Origin of the sequence: Bacillus sp. NPDC094106 (assembly GCF_044764345.1) — a bacterium.
GTDB lineage: Bacteria > Bacillota > Bacilli > Bacillales > Bacillaceae_G > Bacillus_A.
Map to the genome: position 1 here is coordinate 161,952 of NZ_JBIWHY010000012.1, position 17,914 is coordinate 179,865.

General features: G+C 37.9%; 17 protein-coding genes. 4 read left to right on the forward strand and 13 right to left on the reverse strand.

All coding sequences use genetic code 11. The features are described from left to right. Positions 1-262: 262 nt before the first annotated feature. The 8 genes from ACIQ7L_RS18320 to dnaE form a co-directional block, all read right to left on the reverse strand. Positions 263-652, reverse strand: coding sequence for an FxsA family protein (locus tag ACIQ7L_RS18320; RefSeq protein ID WP_097898395.1), 390 nt, complete (start codon positions 650-652; stop codon positions 263-265). Between the two features lie 405 nt (positions 653-1,057). Continuing rightward, a complete protein-coding gene (gene pyk, locus ACIQ7L_RS18325; protein ID WP_400570879.1) occupies positions 1,058-2,815 on the reverse strand; it encodes a pyruvate kinase in 1,758 nt (585 codons plus the stop codon). A gap of 53 nt (positions 2,816-2,868) precedes the next feature. Continuing rightward, positions 2,869-3,828 (reverse strand): 6-phosphofructokinase, encoded by a 960-nt coding sequence (pfkA, locus tag ACIQ7L_RS18330; RefSeq protein WP_400570880.1) that lies wholly within the window; start codon positions 3,826-3,828, stop codon positions 2,869-2,871. A gap of 128 nt (positions 3,829-3,956) precedes the next feature. Beyond that, positions 3,957-4,931 carry an acetyl-CoA carboxylase carboxyl transferase subunit alpha gene (accA, locus tag ACIQ7L_RS18335; RefSeq protein WP_097898398.1) on the reverse strand — a complete coding sequence of 325 codons (975 nt, stop codon included), beginning with the start codon at positions 4,929-4,931 and terminating at the stop codon, positions 3,957-3,959. Continuing rightward, positions 4,919-5,788: an acetyl-CoA carboxylase, carboxyltransferase subunit beta gene (gene accD, locus ACIQ7L_RS18340; RefSeq protein ID WP_400570881.1), complete on the reverse strand. Its 870-nt coding sequence runs from the start codon at positions 5,786-5,788 to the stop codon at positions 4,919-4,921. Before accD ends, accA begins: the two co-directional genes overlap by 13 nt. A 184-nt stretch (positions 5,789-5,972) precedes the next feature. Further along, positions 5,973-6,617 (reverse strand): FadR/GntR family transcriptional regulator, encoded by a 645-nt coding sequence (locus ACIQ7L_RS18345; RefSeq protein WP_400570882.1) that lies wholly within the window; start codon positions 6,615-6,617, stop codon positions 5,973-5,975. A gap of 14 nt (positions 6,618-6,631) precedes the next feature. Continuing rightward, positions 6,632-7,840, reverse strand: coding sequence for an NADP-dependent malic enzyme (gene ystJ, locus ACIQ7L_RS18350; RefSeq protein WP_400570894.1), 1,209 nt, complete (start codon positions 7,838-7,840; stop codon positions 6,632-6,634). A 133-nt stretch (positions 7,841-7,973) separates the two neighbouring features. After that, entirely contained in the window at positions 7,974-11,303 is a 3,330-nt protein-coding gene (gene dnaE / locus ACIQ7L_RS18355) for a DNA polymerase III subunit alpha (RefSeq protein WP_400570883.1), read from the reverse strand. A gap of 42 nt (positions 11,304-11,345) precedes the next feature. Here dnaE and ytrH point away from each other — a divergent pair, with 42 nt between their 5' ends. Next, positions 11,346-11,759 carry a sporulation membrane protein YtrH gene (ytrH, locus tag ACIQ7L_RS18360; protein WP_141523362.1) on the forward strand — a complete coding sequence of 138 codons (414 nt, stop codon included), beginning with the start codon at positions 11,346-11,348 and terminating at the stop codon, positions 11,757-11,759. Further along, positions 11,756-12,259 (forward strand): sporulation membrane protein YtrI, encoded by a 504-nt coding sequence (gene ytrI / locus ACIQ7L_RS18365; RefSeq protein WP_400570884.1) that lies wholly within the window; start codon positions 11,756-11,758, stop codon positions 12,257-12,259. Before ytrH ends, ytrI begins: the two co-directional genes overlap by 4 nt. A gap of 42 nt (positions 12,260-12,301) precedes the next feature. Here ytrI and ACIQ7L_RS18370 read toward each other — a convergent pair whose 3' ends face one another. Further along, positions 12,302-13,234 carry a DHH family phosphoesterase gene (locus tag ACIQ7L_RS18370; protein WP_400570885.1) on the reverse strand — a complete coding sequence of 311 codons (933 nt, stop codon included), beginning with the start codon at positions 13,232-13,234 and terminating at the stop codon, positions 12,302-12,304. Positions 13,235-13,439: 205 nt separating this feature from the next. Here ACIQ7L_RS18370 and ACIQ7L_RS18375 point away from each other — a divergent pair, with 205 nt between their 5' ends. After that, complete coding sequence (locus tag ACIQ7L_RS18375; protein WP_400570886.1) at positions 13,440-13,745, forward strand: YtpI family protein; 306 nt, start codon at positions 13,440-13,442, stop codon at positions 13,743-13,745. A gap of 22 nt (positions 13,746-13,767) precedes the next feature. On the opposite strand, the gene ACIQ7L_RS18380 is transcribed toward ACIQ7L_RS18375, so the two are convergent. The 3 genes from ACIQ7L_RS18380 to ACIQ7L_RS18390 form a co-directional block, all read right to left on the reverse strand. Continuing rightward, a complete protein-coding gene (locus ACIQ7L_RS18380) occupies positions 13,768-14,028 on the reverse strand; it encodes a DUF3949 domain-containing protein (protein ID WP_400570887.1) in 261 nt (86 codons plus the stop codon). 147 nt (positions 14,029-14,175) lie between these two features. Continuing rightward, positions 14,176-15,117 (reverse strand): phosphotransferase enzyme family protein, encoded by a 942-nt coding sequence (locus ACIQ7L_RS18385; RefSeq protein ID WP_400570888.1) that lies wholly within the window; start codon positions 15,115-15,117, stop codon positions 14,176-14,178. A 156-nt stretch (positions 15,118-15,273) separates the two neighbouring features. Beyond that, complete coding sequence (locus tag ACIQ7L_RS18390; RefSeq protein WP_400570889.1) at positions 15,274-16,587, reverse strand: DRTGG domain-containing protein; 1,314 nt, start codon at positions 16,585-16,587, stop codon at positions 15,274-15,276. Positions 16,588-16,833: 246 nt separating this feature from the next. On the opposite strand from ACIQ7L_RS18390, the gene ACIQ7L_RS18395 reads away from it, so the two are divergent. Beyond that, the gene (locus ACIQ7L_RS18395; protein ID WP_400570890.1) at positions 16,834-16,992 is read left to right on the forward strand and encodes a hypothetical protein; all 159 of its coding nucleotides are present in this window, start codon (positions 16,834-16,836) and stop codon (positions 16,990-16,992) included. Positions 16,993-17,032: 40 nt separating this feature from the next. Here ACIQ7L_RS18395 and ACIQ7L_RS18400 read toward each other — a convergent pair whose 3' ends face one another. Further along, on the reverse strand, positions 17,033-17,716 hold the full coding sequence (locus tag ACIQ7L_RS18400; RefSeq protein ID WP_400570891.1) for a metal-dependent hydrolase: 684 nt from the start codon (positions 17,714-17,716) through the stop codon (positions 17,033-17,035). Positions 17,717-17,914: the final 198 nt, after the last annotated feature.

The following is a 17,914-nucleotide window of genomic DNA, read 5'->3' on the forward strand; positions in this document are numbered from 1 at the left end:
GACTTATACGGAATAAAGCATTCCACTCAATTTGTCTCGGTAACTTTTATTCGCAACCAAATAAAACAAGGGAATTATCCATTTTCTATGGATAATTCCCTTGTTTTTTGCGTAAAATACCCTCATTGAGAATACTGTTACATTTTTATTCCGATTTATACATATTTATAATTACCTTTTCTTCCTTTTTCTACAAATGAATAAAAATACATTTTATATTTCGACAAAAAAATAACACGTAGAGCAGGGGCTGCTCTACGTGTTATTTTTGCACGATAATAGTTGTATTTCTTCTCAATTTCCACTCTAACCATTTCATTATCATAGGCTTAAGTAGCCTTCTCGTTATTGGAAAGATAAAAACAAACCCTATTATATCCGTTACATATCCAGGTACTAACAGAAGCACGCCACCTATAAAGACAAAGATCCCATCTATTACAGCATCACCTGGCATTTCCCCTCTATTTAACCTTGATTGAATTTCCCTAAGCACCTTAAATCCTTGCTGTTTTGCTAAATATGCACCAAGGACAGCTGTAAACACAATCATAGCGAACGTCGGCCACATACCAATCAAATGACTAGAACCAATAAGCACCGTCACTTCAACTGCAGGGATTAAAATAAAAAGAACCAAAAGCCATTTCATATCCTCACACCTTTCCTCTCACAGCGTTTCAACAGGCCTTATAACCCTCTCCTATCAATTCACAATTCAAAGATATCCAAGAGGTTTAAATACATCAATCATCGGATAATCTTTTTCATATCACTATATAAATCCATTTTAATTTTTCGACATCTAAATCCCTGCTATGCGGAATAAAAAGTAACCTACACTCGTTTGCTCTTTCTGTTTTTACTTCGCATGTAGCAGAAAAAGGCTCTGACCGCTTCTATGCATAGCCAGATGCTCTCTCCCACCTAAAAAGAGGGGGTTTTATGTCGGTTTTTAATTGATGTATATATAGTCGTTCGACTTTTCTTAGAATGGTTTTTGTATTTTAATTATAAAAAAAGAGAAGGATTCCCACCCTTCTCTCCATATTACTTCTTATAGCACTTCCGCATGTCCATTATAAACAATTCCGCGCGCGGCATCAACTGTTACTTCTTGGCCAGTGATTAAAGTTCTTGTTATACCTTCAATACCAACGATAACCGGGATACCAATTGATACACCTACAACGGCTGCATGGCTTGTTAGGCCACCTTCTTCTACAACTAGAGCTGCAGCTTTTTCAATTGCAGGAATCATATCTTTATCCGTACTTGTTGTAACAAGGATATCACCTTCTGTTACGTTCGCTACAGCTTCTGCAGCTGTTTTCGCTACAACTACTTTACCTTTTGCTGCTTTACGACCAATCCCTTGTCCTTTAGCGATTTCTTCACCAACAACATGGATTTTCATTAAGTTTGTTGTACCAGTTTCAGCAACCGGAACGCCAGCAGTGATTACAACTGTATCACCAAGACCAATCAAGTCTGCATCCATAGCTGTTTGAATTGCTGTGTCTATCATTTCATCTGTAGACGCTGCGCGTTTACCAGCCATATATGCTTGTACACCCCAAACAAGCGCAAGACGACGGCATACTTGCTCATCAGATGTTACAGCTACGATTGGAGATTTTGGACGATATTTAGAGATCATTTTTGCAGTGTAGCCACTTTCTGTTGGCGCAACGATTGCAGCCACATCAAGAGCGATTGCTGTATGTGCAACAGATTGACTAATTGCGTCTGTAATTGTTGGTGTGAACTCTTTAATACGTTTTTTGAACATATCTTCATATTGTAATGATTTTTCAACACGTGTTGAGATGTTTGCCATCATTGTTACTGCTTCTAACGGGTATAGACCCGCTGCAGTTTCACCAGAAAGCATGATTGCATCTGTACCATCGAAGATTGCGTTTGCTACGTCACTTGCTTCCGCACGAGTTGGACGTGGGTTACGTTGCATAGAATCTAACATTTGTGTTGCTGTAATAACCGGTTTGCCTAATACGTTACATTTTTTGATTAGACGTTTTTGTACTAACGGTACTTCTTCTGGCGGAATTTCTACACCCATGTCACCACGAGCTACCATTAAACCGTCAGAAACTTCTAAGATTGAATCGATGTTGTCGATACCTTCTTGGTTTTCAATTTTTGGTACAATTTGAATGAATTGTGCATTGTGCGCTTCTAATAATTCACGGATTTCTAATACGTCGGCTGCTTTACGAACGAAAGATGCTGCAATGAAATCAACTTTTTGCTCGATACCGAAGATGATATCTTGCACGTCTTTCTCAGTGATACCAGGAAGCTTAATGCTTACGTTTGGCACGTTTACACCTTTTTTATTTTTTACAGTTCCACTGTTTAATACTTTTGTGCGGATGTTTCCGTCTACCTTCTCGATTACTTCTAACTCAATTAGACCATCATCGATCAGAATACGAGAACCAGTTTCTACATCGTCATAAAGGCCAGCATATGTTACAGAGAACTTCTCTGCAGTTCCTAATACTTGCTCTGTAGAAATAATTACTTCTGCACCTGTTACTAATTCGGCTTGTCCGTCTACGAAGTCATGTGTACGGATTTCTGGACCTTTTGTATCAAGTAAGATTGCAACTGTTTTACCAGTTCTCTTTGAAGCTTCACGAATACTTTTAATACGCGCTCCGTGCTCTTCATGGCTGCCATGAGAGAAGTTTAAACGCGCAACGTTCATACCCGCTTCGATTAATTGCTCTAATTTTTCAATGCTTTCACTTGCAGGACCTATAGTACATACAATTTTTGTTTTACGCATATTGCACCTCCGAAAGTTATGAAACCGTTCCCAAATATCCGACATTACGCCGATTAGATGGATAATTCTTTAGATAATTGATACATATCTTTATCAATCGTATGTTTTTGAGCTAACGCTTCAATAATGTCATGATCAACCAGTTTGTTGTTTTGGATACCAACGCAGCGTCCACCTCTGCCTTCGATTAACAGTTCAACCGCTCTTGCACCAAGACGGCTTGCTAATACACGGTCTTGTGCACTTGGTGATCCACCACGTTGTACGTGACCTAATACAGTTACGCGAGTATCAAAGCTTGTTGCTTCCTCGATTTGCTTACCGATGTCAATCGCACTTCCAACACCTTCAGCCACAACAATAATACTATGTTTCTTACCACGCTCACTACCGCGTTGTAAACGAGCGATAACGTCATCCATGTCATACTCTTCTTCTGGAATTAAGATTGTTTCTGCACCATCGGCTAAACCAGCCCATAATGCGATATCTCCAGCGTGGCGCCCCATTACTTCGATAACATATGTACGTTCATGAGATGTAGCTGTATCACGAATTTTATCAATTGCATCAATAACAGTGTTTAACGCTGTATCGAAACCAATTGTGAAGTCTGTTCCAGGAATATCATTATCGATTGTACCTGGTACACCCACACATGGGAATCCTTGCTCTGTTAATTTCTTAGCGCCTTGGTAAGAACCATCGCCACCAATAACAACAAGTCCTTCGATACCAAATTTATTTAACTGCTCGATTCCTTTTAGTCGTACTTCTGGGTCTTTAAACTCAGGACATCTTGCTGTATATAATTTTGTACCACCGCGGTGGATAATATCGCCAACAGAACCAAGTTCTAATTTTTCAATGTGACCAGAAATTAATCCAGCGTATCCATGGTAGATACCGTATACTTCAATATCATGGAAAATCGCTTTACGAACAACTGCACGAATGGCAGCATTCATACCAGGTGAATCTCCACCACTTGTTAATACACCAATACGTTTCATTTGTACTCACCTCATAAAGATTATTTATCTTATAATAAAATAACATGAAGAAATATAAAAATACAATGGAGAAGATGTGTCTTTTCACAATAAAAACGTGCATTCGCGAAGTGGAACGCACGCTTTTATTATTTTATCCAAATGGAAGCGTTTGAAAACGAAACTTGCCCAATTTTCATATATTTTTCATAACGTTTTTCGATTAATTCCTCTTTCGAAATACCGTTTAATTGTTGGAATGTTTTTTTAAGCATCAAATCAATATTTTCTGATTGCTTTAAAATATTACGATGTGCACCACCGCGCGCTTCTGGAATAATTTCATCAATTACACCTAATTCTTTCAAATCCGCTGCCGTAATTTTCATCGCTTCTGCAGCTTCCCTCGCCTTTCCTGCATCTTTCCAAAGGATTGCTGCTGCACCCTCTGGTGTAATAACAGAATAAGTAGAATTTTCTAGCATATGAATGTAATCTCCTACTCCAAGACCAAGCGCACCGCCACTGCCACCTTCACCAATAACAATACAAATAACAGGTACAGTAAGCCCTGCCATTTCAAATAAATTACGAGCAATGGCTTCACTTTGACCACGTTCTTCAGCTGCTTTACCAGGATAAGCACCTTTCGTATCAATGAAACAGATGATTGGACGATTAAATTTCTCCGCTTGTTTCATTAAACGCAGTGCCTTACGATATCCTTCTGGATGAGGCATTCCAAAATTACGACGAATATTTTCTTTCGTATCTTTCCCGCGCTGGTGCCCAATTACAGTTACAGGCATTCCATCATACTTCGCAATGCCGCCGACGATCGCTGCATCATCGCCAAATAGACGATCTCCGTGACATTCAAAAAAATCAGTAAATAAGTGTTCAATATAATCGAGCGTCGTCGGTCTCTCTGCATGACGAGCAATTTGAACGCGATCCCACACTTTCATATTGCCGTATATTTCTTCCTCTAAATTTTCCAGCTTCGCTTCCAAAATACGAATTTCCTCGCTGAAATCCATCTGGCTGTGTTTCGTATAGTCTTTCAGTTCATGAATCTTATTTCTTAGCTCAACAACTGGTTTTTCAAATTCTAGCTCTGCCATACAGCCATTTCCCCTCCTTGATGAACTTCTAAAATCTTACGGAGTGACTCTTTCATATTATCACGATGCACAACCGCATCCAATTGACCATGATCTAATAAAAACTCTGCCGTTTGAAAGTCTTCTGGCAGTTTTTCACGCACTGTTTGTTCAATTACACGTCTACCAGCGAAGCCAATAAGTGCACCTGGCTCTGCAAGATTATAGTCACCAAGTGAAGCAAAACTTGCTGAAACACCACCTGTTGTCGGATGAGTCATAACAGAAATAAATAACCCGCCAGCATTGCTATGCTTCTTCAAAGCTACGCTCGTTTTTGCCATTTGCATTAAGCTTAATATACCTTCTTGCATACGAGCACCACCCGATGCAGTAAAGATAATAAATGGCACTTGTAAGTCATATGCTCTTTCAACTGCACGCGCAATCTTTTCACCTACAACAGAGCCCATGCTGCCCATTCGAAAACGAGAATCCATTACTGCCACAACAACAAGCATTTCATCAATTGTTCCTTCACCTGTCACAACTGCTTCATTTAATTCTGTCTTCTTGCGATCACTCTCTAGTTTCTCTTCATAGTCTGGAAACTGAAGTGGATTTAAAGAAACCATTTCTTTGTCGTACTCACGAAATGAACCTTCGTCCAATATACTATCAAGGCGCTCCCATGCGTTCATCGGGTGATGATACCCACAGTTCACACATACTTTCAAATTTTTAAGAAGCTCTTTTGTATACATGATTTTTTTACATTTCGGACATTTTGTCATAACACCGTCCGGCACATCTTTTCGTACTTGTTCTGAAGGAATTGCAGCGTACTTTTTCTTTTTCACGAATAAATCTCTTAGCACATTTTGACCCCCTTTGTTGAGAGCTAAGGTTAGCGTAGGAAGAAAACGGGGCTAACACCAAAGTTTGATGTTAGCCTTATCTTCCAATCTGTCTAATAACCTCTCTCTTTACGTTTAACTTTAACGGCTATGCGATAAATTGTTTGTCATAACGTGTCATGGTCATTTCGACAAATTTTATATACTACGAATGAAACTGTATATTTTCTACTAATTCATCATAAATTTTTAGCGACTCTTTTTCTTTTTTCGCGTATAGCGCTTCATGAAGTTTTTTATAAAGCGCTATAGAATCTAACGAGATTTCACAAGAAAGAGTTGCAACATAATCATTTACAATCATCCAAATGCGATATAACAAATAATTATCTACTTGTTCAATAAGTGTTTTAAAAAACGTTTGATGAAGGACTCGCATTGAACTTTCGTTATCTTCAAGCACTTGATTTAATTTACCTAACACGCTAGAGAACGTTTCTTGCGGTAAATCACATACGATTCGAAGCATATCTTTTTCAAGCAATCGTTTCGTTTGTAATAAATCACGAATTGTCTTCTCATCTTGAAGCAGAAACGGTGCGATTAATTGAACAAGTCCGTTGTCATAAAAGTTTCGAATAAACGTCCCTTCACCGCGTCTTGTCTCAATTAACCCTACAAGTTCTAAAGCTCGCAATGCTTCACGTACAGAAGAACGTCCGACGTTTAAACGCGCACTTAACTCACGTTCAGACGGCAAACGATCCCCTGCTACTAAGCCATCCTCTTCCATAATAGAACGGATTTTCTTTACAATTTCGAGATACACTTTTGTATTTGATGGTGTCAATGGAAATTCCTCGCTTATTCTTTACCAATCAACGCTAATTGTTTTGTTTTCTCAGCGATTTCATTTGGATCTACTTGACGGCGAGCTACTCCTGTCTCCATCGCGGCTTTTGCTACATAAGCTGCCACCTGAGGCGCCACACGCGCGTCAAACGGTGCTGGGATGATATAATCCGCATTTAACTCATCAGCCGATACAAGCTCTGCAATAGCCTCTACAGCCGCCATCTTCATTTCTTCATTAATTTGTGTTGCATGTACATCAAGTGCACCACGGAAAATACCAGGGAACGCTAGTACATTATTTACTTGGTTCGAGAAGTCAGAGCGGCCAGTACCAACAACAGCTGCGCCTGCTGCTTTTGCCAGTTCCGGCATAATTTCTGGAACTGGATTTGCCATTGCAAAAATAATTGCATCGTCATTCATTGTACGAACCATTTCCTCAGTTAATGCACCTGCTGCAGATACACCAATGAATACATCCGCACCTTGTATAACCTCTGCTAAAGAACCTTCTACACGGTTCTTATTTGTATATTTTGCAACTTCGTCTTTCACCGGATTCATACCAACAGGGCGACCTTCATAAATTGCGCCTTTTCGGTCACACATAATTATGTCGCGTACACCATAGCGATATAAAAGTTTAATGATTGCAATACCCGCTGCACCTGCACCATTCGCTACAACTTTAATATTAGACATTTTCTTTCCAACTAGCTTAAGCGCGTTTACAAGACCTGCTACCGTTACAATAGCTGTTCCATGTTGATCATCATGGAATACCGGAATATTTGTTTCTTTTTTCAAACGTTCTTCAATGATAAAGCAGTTTGGTGCTGCGATATCTTCTAAGTTTACACCGCCAAATGTTGGCTCCATTAATTTTACAGTTTCAATAATTTTATCTACATCGTTTGTATTTAAGGCAATTGGGAATGCATCTACGCCGGCAAAGCTCTTAAACAATACCGCCTTACCTTCCATTACTGGAAGAGATGCTTCTGGTCCGATGTTACCAAGACCAAGTACAGCTGTTCCGTCCGTCACAACTGCTACCATGTTTCCCTTCATTGTATATTCATATACCTTACTTTTATCGTCATAAATTTCTTTACAAGGTTCTGCAACCCCTGGAGAATACGCAAGACTTAAATCTTTTGCATTTTCTACTTTTACCTTTGATACAGTTTCTAATTTTCCTTGGTGCACTTTATGCATGTGAAGTGCTTCTTCACGAAGTGTTGACAAACTATCCACTCTCCTCAAATTATTCTTGCTGATATCATCGTCTCCAAGTGGTCTGACCACGAACACTACTACTATAATAATCGAAATATAGGGAAATTGTCCATTATATTTTCACTACGATATTTTCGTCACCGACAATTTCACGAAGTGCTCTTAAACATTCTTCACTTGGATGAATTGACAAACTACGAGATAATTGTACCATCTTATGTTCCTTTTCATAATAAATTAGTACTTTCGCAAAACCTGAATAGTTAAACAATACTTTTGTAACCTGATTTAACAACTTCTTGTCATACTGTGACGGTAGTTTAACATAGATGGATGCTTCTTTCATTTCATCGTATACATCCATTTGCTCCAATGGATAAAGGCCATTCACAATCCATTGTAATTTATGGTTTCGCTGCTCAATTGTCCCTTCAACTAAAACAATTTCACCTTCTTGTAACCTTTCCGAAAAATGGATATACGTCTCTGGAAATACAACCGCTTCCATTTCATCATTTTGATCGCAAAATGTTACAAACGCCATTTTTTGCAATTTTTTCGTCCGAATGACTTTCACACTTGTTATATATACGATTGCCCTTTGTACTTTCCGTTTCTGTCTCATTGCTTGTGCCAGTGACGGAATTTCCAGCTCTTTCACAAGAGTTGCATACTGCGCGGTTGGATAACTCGACAAATAAAAACCGAGCGCTTCTTTTTCTTTATTCAATTGTTCGATAAAAGATAGTTCTTCTCCTTGTACATATACTGATTTCGGTACACTTTCTTCCCCTAATTCACGCGCAAGGTTTGCGTACTCCAAAGCACCCTTAATACTATTAAACAAGGTTGTCCGTGAAACTTCGAAATCATCAAAGCACCCCGCCCAAACAAACGCCTCTAAATTGCGCTCTGTAACAAATTTTGCCGGCATGCGTAGACAAAACTCAAATAAATCTTGGAATGGGCCTCTCTCCCTTTCCTCAATCAAGGCGTTCACTGTAGCCATCCCAATATTTCGAATTGAAAGTAGACTATAGCGAATTGCATTTCCTTCTATCCGGAAATTGTAGCTGCTTCTATGAAGAGACGGCGGTAAAACACGAAAACCTTTGCGCTTTGTTTCGCGTATATATTGCACAATCTTATCTTCATTCCCAATTGCACTTGATAATAGTGCTGTCATAAACTCTAACGGATAATTTGCCTTTAAATAAGCTAGTTGATATCCGATCATACTGTATGCTACTGCGTGACTTCGGTTAAAACCGTAATTTGCAAATCTAACAATCAAATCGTAAATTTGCTCTGCAGATGTTTCATTATATCCATTTTGTAAACACCCTTGGACAAAATGTTTTCGTTCCTGATCTAAAATATCCCGATTTTTTTTACTTACTGCGCGGCGAAGCAAGTCAGCTTCTCCAAGTGAAAATCCGGCCAATTTTGAGGCAATTTGCATAATTTGCTCTTGATAAACAATTACGCCATATGTGCTCTCTAAAATCGGTTTCAAATCAGGGTGTAAATACTGAATTTGACGCTTTCCATGTTTTGATTCAATAAATGTTGGAATTTGCTCCATCGGTCCTGGACGATACAGAGAGTTAACAACAACTATATCTTCAAATTCATTTGGCCTTAACCCGCGAAGGACATTCCGCATGCCCCCAGACTCGAGCTGGAATACGCCTGTTGTATCCCCTCTCCCCAGTAATTGAAATGTCTTTTCATTTTGAAGGGATACATTTCTTATATCAATTTGTTTTCCAGTTGTCGTCATAATAAAATTAAGAATGTTCTCAAGTAACGTTAAATTACGTAATCCTAAGAAATCCATTTTCAATAAACCGAGTTCTTCTAATACATCTGCTGGATATTGCGTAACATACACGTCGTTATGCCCTTCCTGAATCGCAACACTTCCTGTTAACGGCTCTTGGCTCATGATGACTCCAGCTGCATGAATAGACGTATGACGCGGCAAGCCTTCTACACGCTTTGCAATTTCAAAAACACGCTCATGTAAGAGATTCCCTTGTACAAATTCACGAAGGGATTGCGACTCCTCATACGCTTCTTTTAGTGTAATCCCAAGCTTGGATGGAATAAGTTTTGAAAATAGATCAATATCTCTCGGCGGCAGCCCCATTACGCGGGCAATATCCCGAATCGCTGCTTTTGCAGCAAGCGTTCCAAACGTAACAATTTGCGCAACCCGGAGCTGACCATATTTATCTTTTACATAACGAATCATCTCATCACGTCTTATATCTGGAAAATCAATATCAATATCTGGAAGCGTAACGCGTTCAGGATTTAAAAATCGCTCAAATAATAAATTGTATGCAATTGGATCAATGTCTGTAATTTCCAGTACATAAGAAACAAGTGAACCCGCTGCTGAACCACGGCCTGGACCTGTTAAAATGCCATGTTCGTGTGCATATTTCATAAAGTCCCATACAATGAGGAAATAATCACTAAAGCCCATGCGAGAAATAACCTCAAGTTCATGATTCAAACGTTTAACATGCACCTCTTTCGGTACACCATATCGTTTCCGCAATCCCTCTTCGCAAATACGGCGTAAATAAGCATCACTCGTCTCATTAGATGGTACAGGAAACTGCGGTAATTGATTGACATGGAATGGGATTTCTACGTGGCAGTCATCAGCGATACGGACTGTATTCTGAATCGCTTCTTCTGCGTGAGAAAATAACGCTGCCATTTCAGCTGATGATTTTAAATAATACTGATCTGTTTTAAGCCTTGGCCTATCTGGATCTGTCATTTTCGTTCCGCTCTGAACAGATAATAAGCACTCCTGTACAAGTGCATCACTTTGATTCACATAACGAATATCATTTGTTGCAACGACTGGGATATTCATCTTACTGGAAAATTCCGGTGCCTTTTCTTGTAAAAACAATTCATCCTGAATCGCATGATGCTGCAAGCTCATATAGAAGCTGCCAAACATATTTTGGTACATCCGAGCTACTTCTTCAGCAACTTCGTCTTTTCCTTGTAATAACAGTTGTTCAATTTCCCCGTCTTTCCCCGGAGTAATCGCAATCAACCCTTTTGCATAATGAGCAAGCCACTTTTTCGGGATTCCGTCTTTTGACTTAGTCATAATGGTGCTAGAAATTTTCAATAAGTTTTGATAACCTATTTCATTTTCAGCCAGTAATACGAGCGGATAGGCCTTCTCTTCTTCCTCACTAAAAACAGAGGCCGTTAATCCAATAATAGGCTGTATGCCATTTTTCTTACATGCTTTATAAAACGGAATTACCCCGTACATCACATTTTCATCTGTAATTGCGAGAGATGAAAATCCAAGCTCTTTCGCACGAATGACAAGTTCATCAATTTTACAAGCACTTTGTAACAAACTATAAACGGTTTGACATTGTAAATGCACAAACTTCACTGTTGTACCCTCTCTTTACCTATTTGACTACTTTCATTATAGGTGATGAGGAAAGCGGAAATCAAAACATACTTCTTATACTTTGTCCATATATATGAAGAAGAAAGGGGAATGACGATGGATGTAAGAGAACATACTTTTTTCTCTCTTCTTATTATGAGTTATTTTATTGCCTTTGGGGTTATGCTTGGCGGCTCATTAATTGGTGGTATTGGTGCTTTTCTTATCGGAAAACCAGCCCTCACCTATATTAATCAATTCGCACAAAATTTAAGAATTTGGGCGCTTGTTGCGGCAATCGGCGGAACTTTCGATACCTTTTATAGCTTTGAAAGAAGTTTTTTTGAAGGAGATATGAAAGATATTGTGAAACAAATTCTACTTATTTTTTTCGCAACAGGCGGCATGCAAACCGGTCTTATTATTATTAAATGGCTTACGCAGGATCATGTATGAGAGTACCAAGTGCTTCTACAGCTAAACGATGGTATTTGTTTTTAGCAGGAGCTGCTGTTGGAGGGATTTTGAGTTGGTTTATTTTTTTGTACATATACGGTGTTTTCCAACAAGAACAAGCTAGTACAATAGAGGAACAAGAACAAATCATTAAGAAACAAGAAGAAAAGCTTCGCGTTCTTCTTGAAGATCACGACAAATTAAATGAAGAAAATAAACAGCTCTTAACAATTCAAGAAATTAAAATTAAAATTGAAAACCGGGATAAATATGATTTAGACAATCTTACTCTCGAAAACATTACAACGTCGATTCATAATGACCTTCAGCACCTCTTAACAAAAAACATACAAAGCATTGCCAAAAATAAAGAGCTACTAAAAAAAGTAATTGAGAATAAAACATACAAGCATTATGACCGAACGTATCGCTTTAAAGTTGACACAATTTCTTTTGATACCGTACTCGAAATTAGCATCGATATACAGCAAAAAAAGTAGAGCTTCTCGGCTCTACTTTTCTTATTTTTGATACAAATATATTTACTTACAAATCTCACGCAAGTCTGCAAAAAGTCGATCGGCTTCTTCCCAAGAAGAGGCTTTCGCGCCAGAAGCCATCGGATGACCTCCGCCGTTATATTGCATCGCTAATTTATTAATAACAGGTCCTTTAGAACGAAGGCGAACACGGATTACATCGTCTTCCTCTAAAAATAGAACCCAAGCTTTTAATCCATCGATATTACCAAGTGCTCCCACAACACCAGATGCCTCAGAAGGAAGTACATGAAATTCTTCCAGCACTTCTTTTGTCAGCTTAATATACGCTGCCCCTTCTTCTGTTATCGTAAAGTTTTGCAAAATGTATCCATTTAAACGAGCAATTTTTTCTTGCGTTTTATACATTTCATTATATAACGCTGGAAAATCAATGCCCATTCCCACAAGCTCACTCACATAGCGAAGCGTTTTTGCTGATGTGTTTGGGAATAAGAAACGCCCTGTATCTCCCACAATCCCTGCTAAAATAAGACGAGCCGCTTCTTTCGTAATTGTTAAGCCTTTATCTTTTCCATAAGAATAAAACTCATAAATGAGCTCGCTTGTAGAACTTGATGTCGTATCAACCCACGTAATATCTCCGTACGGATCTTCATTTGGGTGATGATCAATTTTAATAAGCATCTTCCCTTTTGTATAACGCTGATCACAAACGCGCTCTTGGTTTGCTGTATCGCACACAATAACAAGCGCATCTTTATATACGCTATCCTCAATTTCATCCATTACTCGTAAATACGATAAGGAAGGCTCACTGTATCCAACCATATAAATTTTTTTTTCTGGGAACGATTCTTGAAGAATGGTCCCAAGCCCGCATTGTGAACCAAGTGCATCTGGATCTGGACGCACATGACGGTGAATAATGATCGTATCAAACTCTTTAATCGCTGCTAAAATTTGTTCGTGCATATGTATAGTCTCCTTTTTATTCATTCCTGCCTCTGTAATCAATTTTCTCACTTTATCCTCCATTATAACTGAAAACATTTTATACATGTGGACAATTGCTTTATAATAATAGTGTGAAAGTTCTGTTAATATCACTTCTTTTTCTCTGCTACTCTCTCATAATGAGTGGAGATACACTATATACAAAGTAATGGAGGACTGTATCATGCCAGTATTAGTCTTTTGTATTATCGTCTCATTTATGTTATATCTCTTCTATAAAACAAAATATTTCCGTACAAACCGTCCAATGGAGAAAGGATGGCTTTCAGGAAAATCAGCAATAGCACTTGGCCTATTCGTTGCATTGTTTGGCGTAAATCAATTTTTCCTAGAACTCTCAACTGTACGTATTATCGTTGGTATGTTATTTCTCTTATTTGGCGGCGCAAGTATTTTTAATGGGTTCCGTCAGTATAAGCATTTCTTACCTCTTGCAGTCGAAGAAGCAGAAGCCTACAAAACAATGTAACACTGCAAAAAGCATCAGACATTTATGCTGATGCTTTTGTACGTCCCTTTATTTTCAAAATCATGTATGCAACAAGTGCAGATGGTATATTGAAAGGGTTTCCTTGTATATGAAAATGTAATTGTTCTTCTTCAAAGGACATATTTTTATAACGTTCTTGCTGCGATATTCCTATCCGTTTCTTTTGTTCATTTAACCCTTCAATGTACAAATATTGAATAGGAATCATTGCAAGAAAATAAAACAATGCAACACCAGCAAAAAAGAGTAATTTTGATGACATATTGAATACCACCTCTCCTCTTTTTTATACCCATTATCTTACAATTTAATTACATCACGACTAAAATACCAAATAAAGGGATTCTCTACGGATTTAAAGCAGCATTGAACCGTCTATAAAAATCCATTTCTATTCTAACTACTTCCGTTATATAATCGTTTCTCCAGATAGTTCCTCTTCAATATATCGAATATAACGCTGAATAAAATTCGCAGGTTGTTTTCTAATATTTTCAATATCCAATCTTAATGGAATTTTTCCAGCCATATAGAAAATTCTTGCAGACGTTCCCGCTCGGATAGCCGATTCAGAAATATTTTTTTGGTAACCTGACATAAAATGTCCCCACTCCTCTGTTAGCTGTCCAGCAGCAAGTAAGTGCAATCTAGGAACTCCAATATCAAATTCCTTATATCCAAAACCACATTCATCGAAATCAAGCAAATACCAGCCTTCTTTAGCTCCAAGGATATTCCCAAAATGAATATCTCCGTGAACGAATTGTTTTTCTCCTAATTCAATTGAGCTAGTAAGTTCTTGTATTCTTTCTGCAAGTTTCATGCAGTTATTTTTATCAGTATAAGAAAGGAATGAAGTGTTTAGTAATTGCTCAAGGGGCTCTTGAATCATTTTTTGCTCATTGTATATAGGCCTTCTATATCCGATCCAATCTTTCGGAGCTTCTTTAAGTACATAGCTTGCTTTTTCGTGCAGCTCTAACATCAAAGACCCAAGCTTTTCATAATCCGTATGATTTGGTGTTAAAATGCTACTTCCGTTTATAAACCTGAAGACAACAAAGTAATGAATAGACTCCCCATCTTCAGTAACACATGTTATCCATTCACCATTTTTATTTAAAACTACATCTGGTACTAACATCCGTTTTTGTAAAGCCATTAACCAATTGATTTCAGCTAATATTTGATGATAGGTATAACGTTCTTTCCTATACTGACGTACAACAAATTTATTTTTGTTTGAATCTATTATATATGTTTGATTCTCCCCTCCATGCAATAGAGAAAAGGTCGCGGAACTATCTAAATCATAATGTTGATATAACTGTTTTCTCTTATAAAGATCCATATTTTCCCCCTAGTTAAGATAATGTAGTATGGTATTCTCTTTCGATTGATCTCCTTTTCATTCCTTCTCTTGTTCAACAATTTAGTCCACTTACAATAAAAAAACGGAACGAATCTCCTTTTTAAAAGGATTCTTCATTCCGCTCTTTTTGTATGCTTATCGATCAATTAATTGCACCATTAATAGCGCTTTCCCAACAACTTCTCCTCCGTGACGCACTTCCACATCGACCTTTCCAAATTTACGCCCAATTTCTAACACCTGCGGATGTACAGAAACAACATTATCGATTTGAACAGGCTTTACAAAGTAGATGGTTAAGTTCTCAACAATCGAATCACTTTTTTTCTGTGCACGGATTGCGCGATTTGTTGCTTCTGTGACAACAGTTGTAAATACACCATATGATAATGTTCCAAATGAACTCGTCATTTGTGGTGTCACAGAAAATTGATAACTGTGTTCGCTCTTGGCTTCTTTCGGCGTTACAAATTGATTTGTAACAATATCATCAATCGTTTCTCCGACCTGTGGTTGACGCTGAATCATTTGCAACGCTTGAAGCACATCTTGACGGCTTATGATTCCTTGAAGTTTACTTCCTTCATCGACAACAGGAAGCATTTCAATCCCTTCCCACACCATCATACGCGCTGCAGCTGCTACAGACATCTTTCCGTTTACTGTAATCGGATGTTTTGTCATCACCTTTTCAATCGGCGTTTCTTTAACGACACCGATCATATCTTTTGAAGTTACAATACCTAATACTTTTTTGTTTTCATCCACAATTGGATAACGCCCATGCATCGTTTCTTCGTTATACGCATGCCATTGTTGTACTGTATCAGTAGGTTTTAAATATAATGTTTCTTCAATTGGCGTCAAAATATCTTCAACAAGCACAATATCTTTCTTAATAAGCTGATCATAAATCGCACGGTTAATTAACGTTGCCACAGTAAATGTATCATAGCTACTTGAAATAATCGGCAACTTTAATTCATCTGCTAATTTTTTCACATGATCTTCCGTATCGAATCCACCTGTAATTAATACTGCAGCCCCTGTTTCTAACGCCAGTTGATGTGCGTTGGTACGGTTCCCGATAATCAGTAAGTTCCCTGCTTCCGTATAACGCATCATCGCTTCTAATTTCATAGCACCGATCACGAATTTATTTAATGTTTTATGTAACCCTTCTCTTCCCCCAAGTACTTGGCCATCCACGATATTGACCACTTCTGCATATGTAAGTTTTTCTATATTTTCTTTCTTCTTTTGCTCAATTCGGATTGTTCCCACACGTTCAATCGTACTAACATATCCTTTATTTTCTGCATCTTTAATCGCACGATAAGCTGTTCCTTCACTTACACTCAAGTCTTTTGCAATTTGACGTACAGAAATTTTATGCCCTACTGGCAGGCTATTAATATGTTCTAAAATTTGGTTATGTTTGGTAGCCAAATGGTTTCACCATACTTTCTTTTCCCTAAATTCTTCATGTGTTGTATTTTCAGTATACTATATTTCCGAAACTGTTACACTCTCTCTTTATATATCTGTACTATTTTTTTTATAACAAAATAACTATTACATCCCATCAGTAAAATTATTACAACAGTGTAATGTGATTGTCATCTCATTCGATAGTTTGTCCGCCAGTTCCAAGATACAATGAAGACAAGAAATCAAACAAAGGAGCGAATGAAAATGAAAAAATTGTTAGAAGTTGTAGGTGCTGTATTTTTAGCTTTCATTGATGGAAAAAAAGTTGCAATGGAATTAAATGAAGCACCAGAACAAACAGTACCGGAAGTTACAGAATCAACAAAACAAACACATACTTTCAAACCTATACTACACACATAAAAAACCCTTCACTTGTCTTTTCAAATGAAGGGTTTCTTTTCTATAGTGTAATACTTTCTCCCGCTTCTAATACCTTCCCTGTTTGATTTGTTAGTTTTTGAACGAAAAGGTGCGGGTCTTGCTCGATGACTGGGAACGTATTATAGTGCATTGGCACAACTGTTTTTGCACCAATCCATTCTGCAGCTAAAACCGCATCCTCTGGTCCCATTGTAAAGTTATCACCAATTGGTAAAAATGCTAAATCAATGTTGTTAAGAGATCCAATTAACTTCATATCAGAAAATAAAGCCGTATCCCCTGCATGATAAATCGTTTTCTCTTCTGCCGTAAATAAAATTCCAGCTGGCATTCCCGTATATGTAATCGTCTTGTTTTCTTCATCAATATAACTAGAACCATGGAATGCCTGTGTAAACTTCACTTTTCCAAAATCAAATACATGTGATCCGCCAATATGCATCGGATGTGTATTCACACCTTGCCACCCTAAAAATGTTGCCAATTCAAATGGTGCTACAACAACCGCATTATTTTTCTTCGCAAGCGCTACTGTATCACCGACATGATCGCCATGTCCATGTGATAAAATAATTGCATCTACTTTTACATCTTCAGCTTTTAAATCCGTTTTCGGATTCCCTGTTAGAAACGGATCAATTAAAATGACCTTTCCATTCGCTTCAATCTTTACAACTGAATGTCCATGATAAGATACTTTCATTGTTATATTCCTCCCTTATTCACATTCACACCCTTTATTCTACATGATTTCACAATTCCCTGTCTTTTCTATATATACATCAATTAAAAAACCGACATAAAACCCCATAGCCATCAAGTTAACAAAAATAACCCAGATGCTGAAAAGCATCTGGGTTATTTTTGTTAGATATAGAATACAAGTTTTCATATTTGGACA

Excerpts from the sequence above, each read along its gene's own strand:
- accA (WP_097898398.1), bottom strand. The coding sequence starts at position 4,931 with ATGGCAGAGCTAGAATTTGAAAAACCAGTTGTTGAGCTAAGAAATAAG.
- ACIQ7L_RS18395 (WP_400570890.1), top strand. The coding sequence starts at position 16,834 with ATGAAAAAATTGTTAGAAGTTGTAGGTGCTGTATTTTTAGCTTTCATT.
- ACIQ7L_RS18320 (WP_097898395.1), bottom strand. The coding sequence starts at position 652 with ATGAAATGGCTTTTGGTTCTTTTTATTTTAATCCCTGCAGTTGAAGTG.
- ACIQ7L_RS18380 (WP_400570887.1), bottom strand. The coding sequence starts at position 14,028 with ATGTCATCAAAATTACTCTTTTTTGCTGGTGTTGCATTGTTTTATTTT.
- ystJ (WP_400570894.1), bottom strand. The coding sequence starts at position 7,840 with ATGCATAAAGTGCACCAAGGAAAATTAGAAACTGTATCAAAGGTAAAA.
- ytrI (WP_400570884.1), top strand. The coding sequence starts at position 11,756 with ATGAGAGTACCAAGTGCTTCTACAGCTAAACGATGGTATTTGTTTTTA.
- ACIQ7L_RS18400 (WP_400570891.1), bottom strand. The coding sequence starts at position 17,716 with ATGAAAGTATCTTATCATGGACATTCAGTTGTAAAGATTGAAGCGAAT.
- ACIQ7L_RS18375 (WP_400570886.1), top strand. The coding sequence starts at position 13,440 with ATGCCAGTATTAGTCTTTTGTATTATCGTCTCATTTATGTTATATCTC.
- pfkA (WP_400570880.1), bottom strand. The coding sequence starts at position 3,828 with ATGAAACGTATTGGTGTATTAACAAGTGGTGGAGATTCACCTGGTATG.
- ACIQ7L_RS18385 (WP_400570888.1), bottom strand. The coding sequence starts at position 15,117 with ATGGATCTTTATAAGAGAAAACAGTTATATCAACATTATGATTTAGAT.
- ACIQ7L_RS18370 (WP_400570885.1), bottom strand. The coding sequence starts at position 13,234 with ATGCACGAACAAATTTTAGCAGCGATTAAAGAGTTTGATACGATCATT.
- pyk (WP_400570879.1), bottom strand. The coding sequence starts at position 2,815 with ATGCGTAAAACAAAAATTGTATGTACTATAGGTCCTGCAAGTGAAAGC.